At 59.8% G+C, this 16389-nt stretch carries 8 protein-coding genes; 3 read left to right on the plus strand and 5 right to left on the minus strand.

The window, feature by feature from the left end:
* Positions 1–254: 254 nt before the first annotated feature.
* From ACZM8Y_RS05660 to fdnG, 5 genes are all read right to left on the minus strand, one after another.
* Positions 255–4283 (minus strand): DEAD/DEAH box helicase, encoded by a 4029-nt coding sequence (locus ACZM8Y_RS05660; protein ID WP_482334365.1) that lies wholly within the window; start codon positions 4281–4283, stop codon positions 255–257.
* Between the two features lie 1067 nt (positions 4284–5350).
* Entirely contained in the window at positions 5351–5950 is a 600-nt protein-coding gene (mobA, locus tag ACZM8Y_RS05665; protein WP_479859989.1) for a molybdenum cofactor guanylyltransferase, read from the minus strand.
* A gap of 771 nt (positions 5951–6721) precedes the next feature.
* On the minus strand, positions 6722–7201 hold the full coding sequence (locus ACZM8Y_RS05670) for a cytochrome c3 family protein (protein WP_302554380.1): 480 nt from the start codon (positions 7199–7201) through the stop codon (positions 6722–6724).
* A gap of 24 nt (positions 7202–7225) precedes the next feature.
* A complete protein-coding gene (locus ACZM8Y_RS05675) occupies positions 7226–7930 on the minus strand; it encodes a 4Fe-4S dicluster domain-containing protein (protein ID WP_482334792.1) in 705 nt (234 codons plus the stop codon).
* 1064 nt (positions 7931–8994) lie between these two features.
* Positions 8995–12045: a formate dehydrogenase-N subunit alpha gene (fdnG, locus tag ACZM8Y_RS05680; protein ID WP_489501649.1), complete on the minus strand. Its 3051-nt coding sequence runs from the start codon at positions 12043–12045 to the stop codon at positions 8995–8997.
* 571 nt (positions 12046–12616) lie between these two features.
* Here fdnG and thiM point away from each other — a divergent pair.
* The 3 genes from thiM to ACZM8Y_RS05695 all read left to right on the plus strand — a co-directional run bounded on the left by thiM (position 12617) and on the right by ACZM8Y_RS05695 (position 16099).
* Complete coding sequence (thiM, locus tag ACZM8Y_RS05685; protein WP_482334752.1) at positions 12617–13453, plus strand: hydroxyethylthiazole kinase; 837 nt, start codon at positions 12617–12619, stop codon at positions 13451–13453.
* Between the two features lie 701 nt (positions 13454–14154).
* Positions 14155–15066: a formate dehydrogenase accessory protein FdhE gene (locus ACZM8Y_RS05690; protein WP_482333162.1), complete on the plus strand. Its 912-nt coding sequence runs from the start codon at positions 14155–14157 to the stop codon at positions 15064–15066.
* 583 nt (positions 15067–15649) lie between these two features.
* The gene (locus tag ACZM8Y_RS05695) at positions 15650–16099 is read left to right on the plus strand and encodes a methylglyoxal synthase (protein WP_302554178.1); all 450 of its coding nucleotides are present in this window, start codon (positions 15650–15652) and stop codon (positions 16097–16099) included.
* The last annotated feature ends 290 nt before the right edge of the window (positions 16100–16389 follow it).

The raw sequence follows: 16389 nt of genomic DNA on the forward strand, positions 1-16389 counted from the left end.
TTTTCTCCAGTTTTCCCCTTGGCGGACTTCATGGCTGAGACATTTTATTGGTTATTTCCTTGGAACTTCAAAGAAAAAGGCATCAGCCATTTTCTATGGCACAGCCCCGAAAAAAGCCACCTCTGCAAACAAACCGGGGCATCTCGGCGGCCTGCCGAAAACCGGAAGGGGCCGTCACTCTGGCGTGCGGCTTCCCGTTCCCGTGAGATGGCGGCAGGTGGGCCGCATTGCAGGCCGTATGGCGGGCTGTGCCGTCATCTGCGGATCAAATCCATAAGCTCGGCCTCGCTCAAGGGCACGTCCGTGCCTTCGAGGACGTCGGCGGCGAGGGCGCGCTTGGAACGGTGGAGCTTGAGGATGGACTCCTCCACGGTTCCGCGCGCGACCAGCCGGTAGACGGTGACGGGGCGTTGCTGCCCAAGGCGGTAGGCGCGGTCGGACGCCTGATCCTCCACGGCGGGGTTCCACCACGGGTCAAGATGGATCACGTAGTCGGCGGCGGTGAGGTTGAGCCCCTGCCCGCCCGCCTTCAGGCTGATGAGGAAAAGATCGCCCTTGCCGGACTGGAATGCCGCCACAGCCGCCTGACGTTCCCGGTCGGGCGTGGAGCCGTCCAGATACTGATAGCCGTATCCGGCGGCATCGAGCAGGCGGCGGGCCTCGGAAAGGCAGCCTACGAACTGGCTGAATACCAGCGCCTTGTGCCCGCCCCGTACGAGTTCTTCCACCAGTTCCATAAAAGCCGAGAGCTTCGCGCCCGTAAGCTTGGTGCCGGGATCGATGAGTGCAGGGGCGCAGCAGGCCCGGCGCAGCTTCATCAGCTCGGTCAGGATGCTGAATTTCCGGGAGGCCCCGCCATCCTCCTGCCCGGCGGCCTCCAGCGAGGCGAGGGCGCTGCGGCGCAGCGCCTCGTAGAAAGCCCGCTCATCGTCGGGGAGATCCACTTCGATAACCTGTTCCGTGCGCGGGGGAAGTTCCGTAAGGACTTCGCTCTTGGTGCGGCGCAGGATGAAGGGCCGGACGAGCGCGCGCAGGGCTTGCCGGGCGGCGGACTGGCCTTCCGAAACGCCCTCCTCCGTGGACGGCGCGGATGCGGCGGCAAACCGTTTCTGGAACGACTGCCGCGTACCGAGCAGGCCGGGATTGATCAGGTTGAACAGGCTCCAAAGATCCTCAAGGCGGTTTTCGATGGGCGTGCCCGTGAGCGCCACGCGGAAGGCTGCCGGGATCTGGCGGCTGGCCCGTGCGCGGCGGGTGTCGGCGTTCTTGAGCGCCTGCGCCTCATCGAAAACGGCCACTTGCCACTCGCGCCCGGAGAGGCATTTTGCCTCCGTGTGTAGCAGCCCGTAGCTTGCGATGAGCACGTCGCCGGGGCCGAGGGCCCCCACCTGTGCGGCCCGGTCGCCGGGGCCGAAACGGTGCACCGAGAGCGTGGGCGCGAAGCGTCCGAGCTCGTTTTCCCAGTTGTGGCAGACGGATGTGGGCGCAATGATGATCGACGGCCCCATCCCGGCCTGCGCCAGTAGCACGGCGATGGTCTGCACGGTCTTGCCGAGCCCCATATCATCCGCAAGGCAGGCCCCCGCGCACCAGCGGGCCAGCCGGGACATCCAGACGTAGCCGTCAAGCTGGTAGTCGCGCAGCTCCGCCCGCAGCGTCGAAGGCACGGCGGGCGTACCGCCGGGCTGACGGATGCGCCCAAGCCAGCTTTCCCATGCGGCGTCGCCCTTGACCTCCGCCCCGTCGAGCAGATCGCACACCGTATCCGCCGCCAGCGGATGCACCCGGAGGCTTGCGCCGTCGCGTTCGGCCAGCCGCTCCAGCCGATCAAGCTGCTGCCGGAACTGCCTGGTCAGGGCGAGGAACGCGCTGTCCCCAAGGGGCACGAAACGGCCTTTTGACTGCGCGAGGCGTTCCAGCACCTGCGCCATATCCAGCACCAGAGACTCGTTGACCGCAATCTGCCCGTGCAGTTGGAACCAGTCGCGCGAATGGCGCACGTCCACAGAGAGCCGCGTTGCCGAAACCTGCGGGCAGACCCGGAGCTTCTCCCCTTCGGGCCATTCCAGTTCCGGGCCCGCCTCTTCCAGTTCGAGAAGGCAATCCAAGGCTTCTTCAATATCTTCAATGATCCACGGGCCGATGCCGCCGCGTCCGCGCAGCGTCGGGCAGCGCCGCGCGAGATCCCTCGCCGCGTGGGTTTCCTTCTCGAAATCCCGTTCCGTGCGTACGGTGCGGCCTTCGATCTCTGCCAACGGTGCCGCTGGCCCTTCGCCTGCCGGGAACGCCGGGGTATCGGGCATCCCGAACGGACGCACATACACCGCGGCTTCAATGCCCGTGCCGAGGGGGCGCAGGCGCACCAACAGCCGGATCGATGCGGAGACCTCTTCGGCCCGGATCACCGGGCGCACCACGCCCTCGTCCAGATTCCTGATCAGTTCCAGCACCCGCGGGCCGCCTTCCGTGGGGACGCTCAGCCCATGCTCCCCAAGCAGCTCGGCGGCGCCTTCCAGACGTTCCGGGAGATAATAAAGGATATAGGATCGCGGGGCGGCCTCCACACACCGCATTTCCCCACGCGGCATCCACCGCGAGAGCGCAAGGCTGTACCCGTTGCGCTCCTGCCGCACGACCAGTTCCACGGGCTTGCAGGCCAGCGAGATGGGCACGCGATCCGACGCCCGGAGCAGGTTCGGATGGCCCGCCAGCGCCGGAAGCGCCCGGTAGGGGTCGGCCTCGCAGGTTGTGCCGTTCCACGACCGCGACCAGCGCAGGGTGGCGAGCACGGAACGATCCTGTTCGGTGAGCCAGTCCAGCGTTTCGGATTCCTCGTGTAGCCGCTTGAGGGAAACGGCGCGCCCGGCGCTCCAGTCCTCGCCTTTGGAAGACTGTTCCAGCGCCTCCACCCGGAAACGCTCGGTATCCACGAGCCATGCGATGCGCTTTTTGGCCTTCTCCCTCCCCGCGGGCTGTTGCAGCCTGTGCACCAGCGCCTCGAAAACCCGTTCCCAGTTTTCGCGCCGATCCAGAAAATCGGTAAGCCGGACATGGCGGATGGGGAAGCCCTCGATCCACGCCTTCCACGGCCCTTGCGGGCGGAGGCGGGCCAGCGTTTCCGCGAACAGGCAGGCCGTGAGCGGGAGTATGCCTTTGAGCCGCTCGAACTGGCGTTCCGTGGGGCCGGCGTCGTGCGAACCGTCGTCAAGGCTGGCGTCCACGGCCCGGAAAACTGCCTCGGAAAACGGATCGGACGGCAGATCCTCAATGCGTTTGAGCATGGCGGCCTCAGAACGTCCGTTGGCAAGGCCGAGGAGCGCCTTTGCCGCCGCGAGCCCCTTGTAGGCGGGCTGGCGGGGGGACAGCTCGCGCAGCATGGCGGCGCATTCTTCGCGGAGTTCCGGCTGGTCGGCGCGGATCAGGGCCAGCGCGAAGCACAGCCCGCCGGGGCCGGGGAGGAACGCCTTGCGCTTGCCGCTGGCCTTGCGGAAGCGCCTTTGGGCTTCCCGGAGCGGGGGCACGGCGTCCCCGCCTTCCAAAAAGGTGATGATGCCCTGAAACAGGGGGCCGCGGAATTCCGCCCTGTCGAGCAGCAGCGGCACGATCTGGGCGCGGGCTTCCGCGTAGCGCCCTGCAAGCGCATCGAACAAAATCAATCCCGGACAGGGGGGCAGATCCGCCAGCGAGGGGCGCAGCCGCGGCAAAACCTCCATGCAGTTCCGCAGGTTTTTGGTGATTGCCCCCGTTTCGGCGAGCGGGATGAGGTTGTTGGCGATCACATCCAGCCTTATGCGCGGCGGGAGTACGTCCAGCCAGCCCGGATCGGTGGGGGCATCGGCAAACTGCCCGGCGAAGGGGTGGTTGCCGCCTTCCTCCATCGCTTGCGCATCAAGCCGGGCCTTTTCATAAGCCCTGAGATCCCGTTCATAGACGGCAAGGCGCAACCTCAAGGCGGCGGTATGGATGCCCGCCCCCCTTTCCAGCACCTTCCGCACCGCCGGGGCCATGCGTTGCAGGCCCTCCATGCAGAGCTCATGCTCGAATTCCGCAACGACGCGATCCTTGCCGTCGGTGAGCCCTATCTGGTGCAGCGTATGGAGTGCAGCTCTGATGTCCCCGGCGTTCCATGCCTGCCCGCGCGGGGGCCGGACACCCGCTTCGCGCAGGCATTCCGGCAAAAGCGAACGCGAGAACCCGCCCATTACGGCCTTGAGCTGGAGCAGCAGCCGGTACGGTTCCGACAGCTCCGCGTACCGCTGCCGCAGGGATTTGAGTGGATTCATGGGAGCTCCTTGGGTGGTGGGAAGGACGGGGGAGGGGAGAAGGCCCCTTTGTAAAGGGGCCTTCTCCCCTCCCCCGAACCCCCTCCCCTCATCCCCTAAACTTTTCGACTTTATCGAATCCCTGTTCCCCGTTTTACTGTGGATGAAGAGCTTTTTGGGACGTTGCGGGTGGCTGTAACACAACAGCCGTTCGATAAGGTCATTTCTTGAAATTTCCGGTAAAGGACTGATGGAATGTTTCAGCTATGGATGATATTAAAAGAAAATGCCGCCATAGGCTGTGTTGTTTCATCTTTACAGTGTGGTGAAAATGCCGCCTTTTTTTCAGTTTTCCGTTGATGGGCTTCTAGTTGAGGCATGTTATCGATATTCCTTTGGAACTTTAAGAAAGCATCAACCCTTTCCTGATAAAAAAGTTTATAAAAATATTTCCTTTCACCATGTTATGTGAATATGTCAATCGTGTTTCCTGATAACGCCCTGCGGATTTGTAAAATTGTTCAAAAGAGCAATCGGCCAAAAGCGTAATTGGCTGTGGAAGCGGAAGCGATGCCCATCTAGTCGGATACGGTACTGTTTTATATGGTGAGGGGAATGCCATTCCCAAATGAGTACGATATTTCGTTTTAAAAGAGCACAATATGACTGCATATCGTTTTCGTAAGGCCCTGTCATAGTATGCGGTTGCTTCATCTCCACACCACGGTGAAAACACAGCCTTTTTCCCCAGTTTTTCCCTTGGCGGAATCCACGGTTAAGATTTTATTGGTTATTCCTTTGGAACTTCAAGGAAAAAAGCATCAACCATTTTCTATGGCACAGCCCTTCCTGAAGACAGCTATGCCCAAATTTTCAAACGTACCCAACGGCTCTCAAAAACAACTGTTGCGTTTTCTTCGCTCAGGTACAAACGGCGGTCGGCCCTTTACGCCAAACGGAGCCGGCCTGACGCCCGCATACGAAAGTCTTTGGGGTGGGAGAGGGGAGGTTTGGAGGGGAGAGGGAGGGACTTTCTCCAGAAAGTCCCTCCCTCTCCCCTCCAAGTCTTCTCTTCCTTCCGTCCGCCCCTATATCCCGTTCCTCCTCATCAGCTCCGCGAGGCGGCGGGCGATTTCAAAGTCGGCGGGATAGTTGATGTTGAAAAAGGGCAGGGCCTCCGAGCGCGAGTAGGGGACGTGGGTGCGCAGGGCTTCGGGGATGACCACGCTGAACTTGCGGACGCCCTGTTCCCACGCGGCGTCGAACCAGGGTAGGCACGCGGGTTCGTATACCGCGACCAGAGCTTCGATAAACCCCGTTTCCTCTTGCTGATACGTGGTCATGATGGTGCCGGGCAAACGGGTTTCCCGCGCATCGAGCAGGCGGCGAAGCGTCGGGCCGTCCATGAACGGCAGATCGCAGGAGAGAACCAGCAGGGGCTGCTGCAGGCGGCGCAGGGCCGAATAGACCCCGCCGAACGGCCCTTGGCGATCCACCTCGTCGGGGATGGCCTTGAAAGGGGCGGCGTCTTCGGGCGCGCGGCAGGAAACGAACACGCCGTCAGTGAAGCCGCCGAGCAGCTCCACCGTGCGCTCAAGCATGTCCTTGCCGTCGCCGTGAATCGAGAGGCGGAGCTTGTTCCGCCCCATGCGGGACGACAGGCCACCCGCCATGACTATTCCGTACACGATGTCTCCTCGGCGCTGCCTGCCAAGAAGGTGGGGATGCGCTGACATGTGGCTCTGTGTATCATATTCTCGTCTGGAGGCAAAACGGTCGCGGAAAAAGGGCTGTCTCGTGATAAAAAGAACAAAAAGGGCCGGGCGAACTCTTTTTTCCAAAAAAAGTTTCTCTGGGCAAGGGACGGAATCGCCGCGGGGATGGAAACCGGCAAAGGGCGGCGGACGGTGCAAAGGTTTTTGAGGGCGGATATCGGCCTTTTCCGAGGCTGCGTCATAGAAAATGGTTGATGTTTTTTTCTTAAAAAAGGCTGTATTTTCACCGTGTTTTGGAGATGGCAACCACATGCCATGACAGGGCCTTTCTGAAAGGGCCTGCCGCAGAATATGCTTTTTTTCTCTCAGCAGTATATTGAAAATACAGATTTTTCTCAAATTTTCCGTTGGATGACCCAGATGCCCCACGGCTGAGGTATTTTATTGGTTATCCATTTGAAATTTCAGAATATAAGGCGTCAATCGTTTCCTGTGGCGCAGCCTTCTGAAAGGCTCTGTCAAGGCATGTGGTTGTTTCATCTCCACAGTGCGGTGGAAAACACAACCTTTTTTCCAGTGTTCCCATTGGCGGAATCTAGGGCTAAGGTATTTTGCCGGTTATTCCTTTGGAATTTTAAGGAAAAGGGCATCAACCATTTTCTAGGACACAGCCTCCTGAAAAAAGGCGGCTTTCCACAAAAGGAAGCCGCCTTGTTCCATAAACGGGAACCCGCTATGGCGGGGTTAGTTCAACGTCTTTTCAGCAACGGCCGGAGCCTTGGGATCCTTTTGAGCCTTTTCGTGACAGGGTAAGCAACCCTTCTGGAACCCTGTGTACTGCTTACGCTTTTTCATGTGGCAGCCGTAACAGGAGTGATCGCTGTCCTTGGCGTGGAACGCCTTGAAGAGGCTTGGGGCAACGCCGTCGTCACCACGGGGCACTGAATGGCATTCCTCGCTCGCGCCGCAGGTGACGTACTTGGCGTCGATATCGGAAGGCAGTGCATGGTGGCAGGTCTGGCAGCGGACGCGGCGATGCGACGAGTGGTTGAACACGACGTCCATCTTCTGCTTTCCGCCGGTGGCCTCAAGGATGATGGGGTTGCGGATAGCTTTGCCGACCTCCTTGATGTCGCTGACGCCTTTGGGTTTTTCGTCATCATTGGCGAAAGCGGGGACACACAGGAGACAGGCCACGGCAAGGGTCAAAAGTTCCTTTCTCACGTTTACAACTCCGGGTGCTGAGGACTAAGCCACAGGTCGGCGCAGTTTCGCAAAAAGCTGGCGGCGCGTCATCGGGTCGGCGTCGTTCCGGGCGAATACGGCGAACTTGTGGTACAGATTGGGATCTTCTGCATACAAGTATATCACGTGAACAATGCCGTTGTCACCTAATACGGCATTGGGAAAACGTTCTTTAACTTCCGCAAGCCGCTGCTCGGCAAGGTTTTCCATGTCTTCCCGTTCGCCGAAATTCATGCATCCGGTGGGGCAGGACAGGACGCACGCGGGGAGCATGCCCTGATGCACCCGGTCGTTGCAGAAGTCGCACTTGTGGATCTGCTTCGTTTCCGGGTCGATACGCGGGATGTCATAGGGGCAGGCTTCGCGCACGGCCTGCCCGTCGAGCTGGGCGGTCAGGGGCGTGAACAGCACCGCGCCCGTGTTTTCGTCCTGCACGATGGCGCCGTCGATGGTCGAAGCGGTCATGCACGGGGCCAGCTCGCAATGGCGGCATTGTTCAGGGAAGAACAACATACGGAAGTCCTTTCCCTTGCCCACTTCGCGCATGTGCACGGTTTTGTAGGTCACGCTGGACAGATCCGGCGGGTTGGTGTGTCCGCCGCGGTTGGCCGTTTCCTCGGCGGGCAGGTTCTTCCACTGTTTGCACGCGATCTGGCATCCGCGGCAGCCCGTGCAGCGCGTCAGGTCGACAAAAAAGGCTTTCGCCATGATGGACTCCTTTATCGGGGGAAGGGAGGAGGGAAAAGATTGGAGGGGGGAAGGGGAACCCTTCTGGAGAAGGGCTTCCCCTTCCCCCCTCCAAACCTCCCCCTTTCCCCTCCTAAGACTTTTATAAACGGGGCGGGCGACGTTTGGGGCGGCCCGACGGGTTTCCCTCAGCGGGGGTCCCCCGGAGCCGCTGTTTTTTGTTACGCGGCGGAAAGGCTGCCGCAGAAGGTGATTGCCGTTCCATCCAGCAGCATTTCAGCCATGAACCTATTCCTTTGTTTTTTCGGCAAAATTCACTGTGGAGCCTTTGCCTTTGGCTATGTCACAGGAATTGGTTGATGTTTTTGGCTCTGTCATAGTATGCGGTTGTTTCATCCCACAGTGTGGTGAAAATACAGCCTGTTTCTCCAGTTTTCCCCTTGGCGAAACCTATGGCTAAGGCATTTTTCTGGTTATTCCTCTGAAACTTCAAGGAAAAAAGCATCAACTATTTTCTAGGACACAGCCATGTTTTTTAGGTCGTGTCGTCAACTAGATGTAATCTATGGGAATTATTTGGCTATTTTAAGGCTGTAAAATATTGTTTTCAATAGTTTCAAATTGTTAAATATAAAATGACGACACGGCCTAGGGCAAATGAACTTTAAAATCTTACCAATAGCATCTTACCAATGTTAAAGTTTAAGACACGCCCGATCCGGCATTGAACAGGGCAAATATATTGTGCTTACGCCTTCGCAGCGGCCGCCTGCTTCCGCAGCCGGAAGGGGCTTTTCAACGTGAAAACGCCCTAACGCTCCAAAGGGATAACCGATTGCCTCAGCCATGAAGCCCGCCAACGGAAAAACTGGAAAAAGGCTGTATTTTCACCATGTCGTGAAGATGGAGCAACCACATCCTCTGACAGGGCCTTGCCTTTCAGCCGTCCAGTCAACGGAACTCCCGCCACACCGCCTCCCCACCAGTCAAAGTTTTTGCGGATGGGGAGCGAGCCGTTCGGCAGGTCCGGGGGAGGGGGCTTTTTACAAAAAGTTCCCTCCCCCGGTTTCCCCATCCCCTCAAGACTACTCCGGCAAATCCTGATCAGGCATCTTCTCAATGTTGACCATGAAGGCCTTGGATTCCGGTATGGCGGAGTTTGGGTCGCCCACGGCTGCGGTGAGAAGGTTCGCGCTGTCGCCGCCGCGCTTGGGCACCAGCCAGCCGAAGTGCCACGGAAGGCCGATCATATGCACGGTCTTGCCGTTGGCGTTCATGGGCTGGAAGCGGTTGGTCACGATGGCCTTGGCAAGCAGGCTGCCGCGCGCGCTGCTGACGCGCACCACGTCGCCGTTGCCGATGCCGCGCTTCTTGGCAAGTTCGGGATCAAGCTCCGCGAAGACCTGCGGTTCGGCTTCCACCAGCCACGAGCAGCGGCGGGTCATGAGGCCCGTCTGCCAATGCTCGGTGACGCGGTAGGTCGTGCCGATGAACGGGAATCGCTCGTCAGCCACCGCCAGCACTTCGCCGATGGCCTTGAAAGCCACGGGGTTGCTGCGCTGCGTCGAGAAGGCGTGCTTCTCGAAGGGCGATTCCATCGGCTCGTAGAATTCAGGGAGCGGCCCGTCTTCGCGGCCCGGCCCGAAGAGCGCGCCCTGACCGTCCTTCTGCATGATGAAGGGGTACTTGGTGCCGGGATCGCCGCCGCCGTCCACCACGTCGCCGACCCACTTGCCGTCGCGCCACTGGATGACCGGCTTGTCCGGGTTCCACGGGCGGCCCTGCTTGTCCACGGAGGCGCGGTTGTAAATGATGCGGCGGTTCATGGGCCACGCATAAGACCAGTTGGGGAACAGGCCGATCTTTTCCTGCTCCGGCGTCTGCGTCTTGTCGCGGCGGGCCATCATGTTGCCTTCTTCCGTCCACGAGCCCGCATGCAGCCAGTTGCCGCTGGCGGTGGAGCCGTCGGCCTGCAGCATGGCGAAGGCGGGAACCTGCTGCCCGGCCTTGTACTGCCTGCCGCCGATGGTCACGTCGCGCAGGAAGTAGCCGTTCATGACCTTGGCGGTGTTGGCGGGAGAGAACTCATGCCCTTCCATCCACTTGTCGATGCCGAGGCCAAGGATCGGTTCGGGGAAGGCGCCGCCCTGCTCCTGATAGAGCTTGCGGATGGCGAGCATCATTTCGACCATGATGTCGCCGTCGGGCTTGGTTTCGCCGTAACGGTCGGGGCCGGCATAGCGCCACTGCATCCAGCGGCCTGAGTTGGCGATGGAGCCTTCCTTTTCGATGGACGTGCAGCAGGGCAGGAAGAAGACTTCCGTGGCGATCTTGGCCGGATCCTTGCCGGGGCCGCGCCAGAACGAACCGGTTTCGTTGTCGAACAGGTTGACGTTCACCAGCCACTTGAGCTTTTCCATGGCCTTGCGGCTTTTGTTGGCGTTCGGGCCGGAGCAGGCTGGGTTCATGCCCCACGCGAACAGGCCGTCGAGCTTGCCTTCGTTCATGCGGTCGAAGATGGACATCCACATGTAGTCGGTCCGCTTCTTGTCGGCGTCAAGGCGCGGGACATAGCTGTAGGCCACGTCGGGCGTCACGCCGGGATAAAGCGACATGAGGTAGCTCGCCACATACTTGGGCCGGTTGCCCCACCAATTCACGCTCTTGGGATCGCTGGTCTTGGGCGTGGTGGCGTTGTAGTCCGCGAGGGTCGCCAGCGTGGAGGTCGGCACGGGCAGGTAGCCGGGCCAGACGTCCGCGAGCAGGGCCTGGTCGGTGGAACCCTGCACGTTGGATTCGCCGCGCAGCGCGTTGACGCCGCCGCCCGCCACGCCGATGTTGCCGAGCAGGAGCTGGATGATGGACATGGCGCGGATGTTCTGCACGCCTACGCTCTTCTGAGTCCAGCCCATCGCGTACATGATGGTCCCGGCCTTGTCGGGCGCACCGGTGGACGCGAAGGCCTCATAGACGCGAAGGAGGTCTTCCTTGGGCGTGCCGGTGGTTTCGGATACCTTGTCGAGCGTGTAGCGGCTGTAGTGCTTCTTGAGAAGCTGGAATACGCAGCGCGGGTGCGAGAGCGTTTCGTCGCGCACGGGGACGCCCTTGGCGTCCATGTCGAACGCCCACGTTTTTTTGTCGTAGCTCTTCTTGTCGGCGTCGAAGCCGGAGAAGAGGCCGTCGCTGAACCCGAACCGCTCGCCGACGACCGTGGGGCCGTTGGTGCTGTCGACGACGTATTGTTTGAAGTATTTGCCGTTGCTCAGGATATGGTTGATCATCCCGCCGAGGAAGGCGATGTCCGTGCCCACGCGGAGCTGGACATAGAAGTCGGCCTTGCTCGAAGAGTGGGTGAAGCGCGGGTCCACGCTGATGACCTTCGCGCCCTTGTCCTGAGCCTTGAGCACCCATTTGAAGGAAATGGGATGGTTTTCGGCAGGATTGCTGCCCATGATGAGGATACAGTCACTGTTCGCCAAATCGTTCCAGTGATTCGTCATTGCGCCGCGTCCGAACGACTCTGCCAGAGCCGTAACAGTGGCGCTGTGTCAGAGGCGCGCCTGGTGTTCGATATACACCAGGCCGAGGCTGCGGAGGATGGACTGATAGGCCCAGCACTCCTCGTTGTCCATAGCGGCGGAACCGAACGAAGCCATGGCTTCGGTGCGGTTGACGATCTGGCCCTTGCCGTTCTTTTCCGTGAACGACTTGTCGCGGCTTTCCTTGACGCGCTTGGCGATTTCCTCCATCGCCCATTCCCAGTCTACCTCTTTCCATTCGGTGGCGTAGGGGGCGCGGTAGAGGGGCTTCTTGGGGCGCTGGTCATTGACGGTGAGCTGCCAGGTGGAAGCCCCCTTGGGGCAGAGGGAGCCTTCATTGATCGGGTGATCGGGATCGCCCTCGACGTTGATGGCGCGGCCCTTGCCCAGCGGGTTGCCGGACGTGCTCGTGCTGACGATGAGCCCGCAGCCCACGGCGCAGTAACAGCAGATGGAAGTGGTCTGTTTCGTCCACTTGAGTTTGAATTCCTTGGCCTGCGCAAAAGCGGGGCGCAAGTTGAACCCAAGCCCGGAAACGGCGCCTGCCAGCGCGGCCCCAAGGCCGAACTTCAAAAAGCCTCGGCGTGATACGCTCATGGTGATCCTCCCGGTATTGGGCGGAACCGATGGCTCCGCCGCAGGAATGCCGATATATGCTTGTCTGAGCATATATAGTTTAAATCATTGTATGATTTGGTTACGGATACCCTACTGCTAGTCCAGCGTGGGCCTTGTGTCAATCCTGTTTCGGGGAAAAAGGCGCTTGTGGAAATATTCCTTTGCAAAGCGGAAAAGAAGATGAAGGAAAAGGCGGTGTTCCCATAAAAAGGGGAGTGCCCCGCAGAAGGCGATGGTTCTCCTGTAATGAACCAATTCAAGGCGCACCGGTCAGGATGTCGCCGCCAACAGGGATGGCCGGAGGGACAAGCCCCGGATATTGCTGGTTGCGCGGGGGGAGAGAGTGGCATAGACATGATGGGCAAATCATGGGATGCCTTGCGTCTGAGGCAGGGTTTTGCCGTAGGGAAAGCACTGAAAAAGGGTGGGGCGGCCGTTTTCCGCTGTATGGGCTGGAGTCTGGAGCCGGTTGCCGGGCTCTGGCGAAAACGGCCCCATATGGCTGGGCCGCGTGAGGACATCCCGCCGCTGGGGAAAGGAAGGCTGAAAGATGAATCCCTTTGAGAAGGTACTGAGCGCCGTGCGGCAAAAAAGGCCGCTGGTGCATTTTATTACCAATTATGTTACAGCCAATGATTGCGCCAACATAACGCTGGCTTTGGGAGGTTCGCCCATCATGGCCGATGATCTGCATGAAGTGGAACAGATCGTCGGGCATTGCTCCGCGCTGGTGCTGAACATGGGGACGCTCAGCGAGCGGACGGTGCAATCCATGCTGGCGGCGGGGAAGGAAGCCAACAGGCTGGGCCGCCCCGTAGTATTTGATCCCGTGGGCGTGGGGGCTTCACGTTTTCGTAATGAAACCGCAGAAATGCTGCTCCGTGAAGTCCGTTTTGACGTCATCAAGGGGAATAGTTCGGAAATCGCGTATCTGGCGGAAGGGAGCGGCACAACCAAGGGGGTGGACGCGAACCTTGACGCCCTGAGTACGGAAGGCAATCTGAACCGGCACGCGGATCGTGCGCGGAAGGTCAGCGCCCGGACAGGCGCGGTCATCGTGATCAGCGGCCCCATCGATATTGTTGCGGACAGCCATGAGGCATGGGCCATCCGTAACGGGCACCCCATGATGGCCAAGATCACCGGGACGGGCTGCATGTCGGCTGGGATCATCGGCTGCTGCGTGGGGGCGAACCCGCAAGCGCTCCTGCCGTCCTGCGCCTGCGCCATGTCGGTTATGGGGGTCTGCGGGGAGCTGGCGTATGAGAGGCTGCTCCCCGTGGAAGGTGGTTCGGGTACATACCGTGTCTTTCTGACGGACGCCGTAAGCAGGCTGGACGGCGTGACGCTGACCCGCAGGAGCAGGGCGGAACGGCTGCGGATCTGAGGCTTCGCAGAACAGGAAGGCCCCTTCGTACTCGGTCGTACCCGGAGGGGGAAAACGTCCCTGTGAGAACAGAAAGGTCTTATTCCAAACAGGGCTGTAAACAACCGGTTCCAAAACGTCCCTGTGAGAACAGAAAGGTCTTATTCCAAACAGGGCTGTAAACAACCGGTTCCAAAACGTCCCTGTGAGAACAGAAAGGTCAACTTCTGCACCCGCTTCGTACACTGAGGGGAGAGCGGGGCGTATGCCCGCCGCCTTCATGCGGGGAACCTTGGGGGGAATCGGGTTTTGCCGTATGCGGGGCTCCTCACTCCGATAGGCGATGAGCCCCCAACCGTCTTTGCTATGGGGAGTTTCTTCAAGGAATACTTGAACGGGAGGAAAGGAACCCTTTGCCGCAGGGATGGGGTTTTCCGGTGTGAGTGAGGCGTGGCCACCGGCCATGACGGTTCACTTTCCAGCGTGCAGTTTTTCCGGTGTGAGTAAGGCGTGGCCCTGCGTGTGGGCCAACGGTGTCCGCTGGACGGGCGTGGGAAGCTCCGATGAGGCGATTCCGGCTTTTGGATACGGCAGGGTGCCAAAACGTCTTGCGCTGGCCCCGTTGGGCCGTTATGGATGGAACCGATCAACGGCGGGTGCCCCCCTTGGCTCTCGCCCTTATTCTTGAGGCGTCGGCCCTGTGCCCGCGCACGGGAGGATAGATGGAAGCGTCGAAGAGCGACTGTTTGGTGAAGAAGTTCGCTGCCCTTGAAAATAAGACGTGGTTCCCGCAGGAACTTTTGGAACTCGTAAAGGCCGTATGCCGCCTGCAGGGTGAGGTGAAGGCTTCGTTGGCGGTTTCCGTCGATCCGGCATTGGTTTGCGGCGATCTGGAGCATCGGCAGGGTGCGCCGTTGCTGGCGAGGGAGCAATTCCCCGTCGATGCGGCGGGGGCTGAAAAGCTTTTCCGCGCTATCCTGGAAGTGGCGGAATCCCTGCCGCAGCTCCGCACGGCTTCCCAGCTTGTCCGGGATAAGCTGATCCGGGGCGACATCCGTCCGGAAGAGCTGTTCCGCGCCTACATGCTGGAAAACGCCGAACCCTTTGAGGCATGGGCCAAGGAAGCGCCCGACGCGCCCAACCTGCTGCCGTTCCTTGTGTACAACGGCATGGAGCCGTGGCTTGAAGCGGCGGGGGAAGCGCTTTCCGCCGCCTATCCGCAGAGCGACGTTTGGCAGCACGGGCACTGTCCGGTATGCGGGAGCCCGGCTTTTATCGGGCATTTGAGCGGCCCGGAACCGTCACGCAACGAGGGCCGGGACATCAACAAGGGTGGAAAGCGGCTGCATACGTGTTCGTACTGCCGGACGACGTTCCGGGCCAAGCGTATCCAGTGCCCGTTCTGCCTTGAGGAAGACGCCAAGAAACTGGACTACTTCACGGCGGAAAACGAGCCGGGCTATCAGGTTCATGTTTGCCGCTCGTGCAAGAGTTACATCAAAATAGCTGACTTCCGCGAATTTTTCGGCCGGGAGAGCATCCCCGCGCTGGACGATCTCGAATCCCTTCCCCTCGACATCGCCGCCCAGAACGAAGACTTCCACCGGGTTGCGCCTTCGGAATGGGGGCTGTAAGCCACACCTGCGCAAATAAGGCCGCACCGCCTGTTCCGCAAAACGGGTTGGCCGCAGCCACACGCGCGCAAATAGGGGATGAGCCCACGCATCCCTTTGAGCCTCGTGCAGCTTTGGGATGCGGGGCGTACATTGTGGAAAAGTATCCATTATGGGATGGATATTGTCATTTTTTCATATAATCAGGCGGCCTAGCTCCACTATTGTGGGGATGGGCCGTTTTTTGAGGGGCACGTCAAACCGGGGGATAGGCGGAGACATTCGCTGTTGCAATGAAAACTGTATTTCAACCATATGAAATTCAAAATGAATTTTTAGAAAATCATCAAAGGGGCGAATGCCGCGATAGGCGTCGCGCCGGAACGGGAAGGCGCGAGCTCATCGAAGGCCCACAACAGGAGCCGATGCGCCTCCATCCGGGCCAGATCCTTTTTAACCGAGCGAAGGCCGGCGGCACCACGAAAACCTTTTTCTTGACTCCGTCCGCGCCTCTCGTATCCTTTTGCGGGAACGCACGCGCCGTTTCGGAACAGGCGGGGGGGCGGGCGTTGTTCTTGCTATCCTCTTTCCCAAAGGAGCTTCCATGAATATCGCGCTGGTGGCGCACGACAACTGCAAAAAGGATTTGGTCCGGTGGGCGCGGGAGCACGTCAATGAGCTGAAAGGACATCGCCTGACCTGTACGGGGACGACCGGACGCCTCATAGACGCGGCGTTGCGCGAGCTGCTTGGTGACGAAAGCCCGTCGACTCCCGTGGAATGTTTGAAATCCGGGCCGCTCGGAGGCGATCAGCAGATGGGTTCCCGTATCGCGGAAGGCAAGATTGACGCCCTGATTTTCTTCTGGGATCCGATGTTGGCCCAGCCGCATGACGTGGACGTCAAGGCTCTGCTGCGTATTTCCAATCTGTATAACATCCCCACGGCTTGTAACGTTGCCACAGCGAACTGCCTTGTCTCGTCGCCTGCCTTCTTACAGGAACATCAATCGACATACGATTTTTCCGAATATACCGAGCGTTCGCTTCGTTAGGGCGGGATTTCCTTGGGGCGGTGCGGGCCGCCGCTTCCCGTGAGGCGTCTCAGAGGGGGTTCTCTGTGAGGCGCCTTGTCTTTTGGGGGACGTTGCTTTTGTGGAAGGCCTTGTCATGGTATAAGGTTGTTTTTGTTTCAGCAACATACTGAAAATAGATGCTTTTATCCAGTTTTTCCGCTGGTGGGCTCCATGATTGGGGAATTTTATTGGCTATTTCTTTGGAATTTCAAGAAATAAAGCATCAGCCGTTTTTATGGCACAGCGTTGTGGAAGACAGGATAGGGTGG

It is taken from the genome of Bilophila sp. (genome assembly GCF_057864385.1).

Excerpts from the sequence above, each read along its gene's own strand:
- ACZM8Y_RS05660 (WP_482334365.1), bottom strand. The coding sequence starts at position 4,283 with ATGAATCCACTCAAATCCCTGCGGCAGCGGTACGCGGAGCTGTCGGAA.
- ACZM8Y_RS05675 (WP_482334792.1), bottom strand. The coding sequence starts at position 7,930 with ATGGCGAAAGCCTTTTTTGTCGACCTGACGCGCTGCACGGGCTGCCGC.
- ACZM8Y_RS05690 (WP_482333162.1), top strand. The coding sequence starts at position 14,155 with ATGGAAGCGTCGAAGAGCGACTGTTTGGTGAAGAAGTTCGCTGCCCTT.
- thiM (WP_482334752.1), top strand. The coding sequence starts at position 12,617 with ATGAATCCCTTTGAGAAGGTACTGAGCGCCGTGCGGCAAAAAAGGCCG.
- ACZM8Y_RS05695 (WP_302554178.1), top strand. The coding sequence starts at position 15,650 with ATGAATATCGCGCTGGTGGCGCACGACAACTGCAAAAAGGATTTGGTC.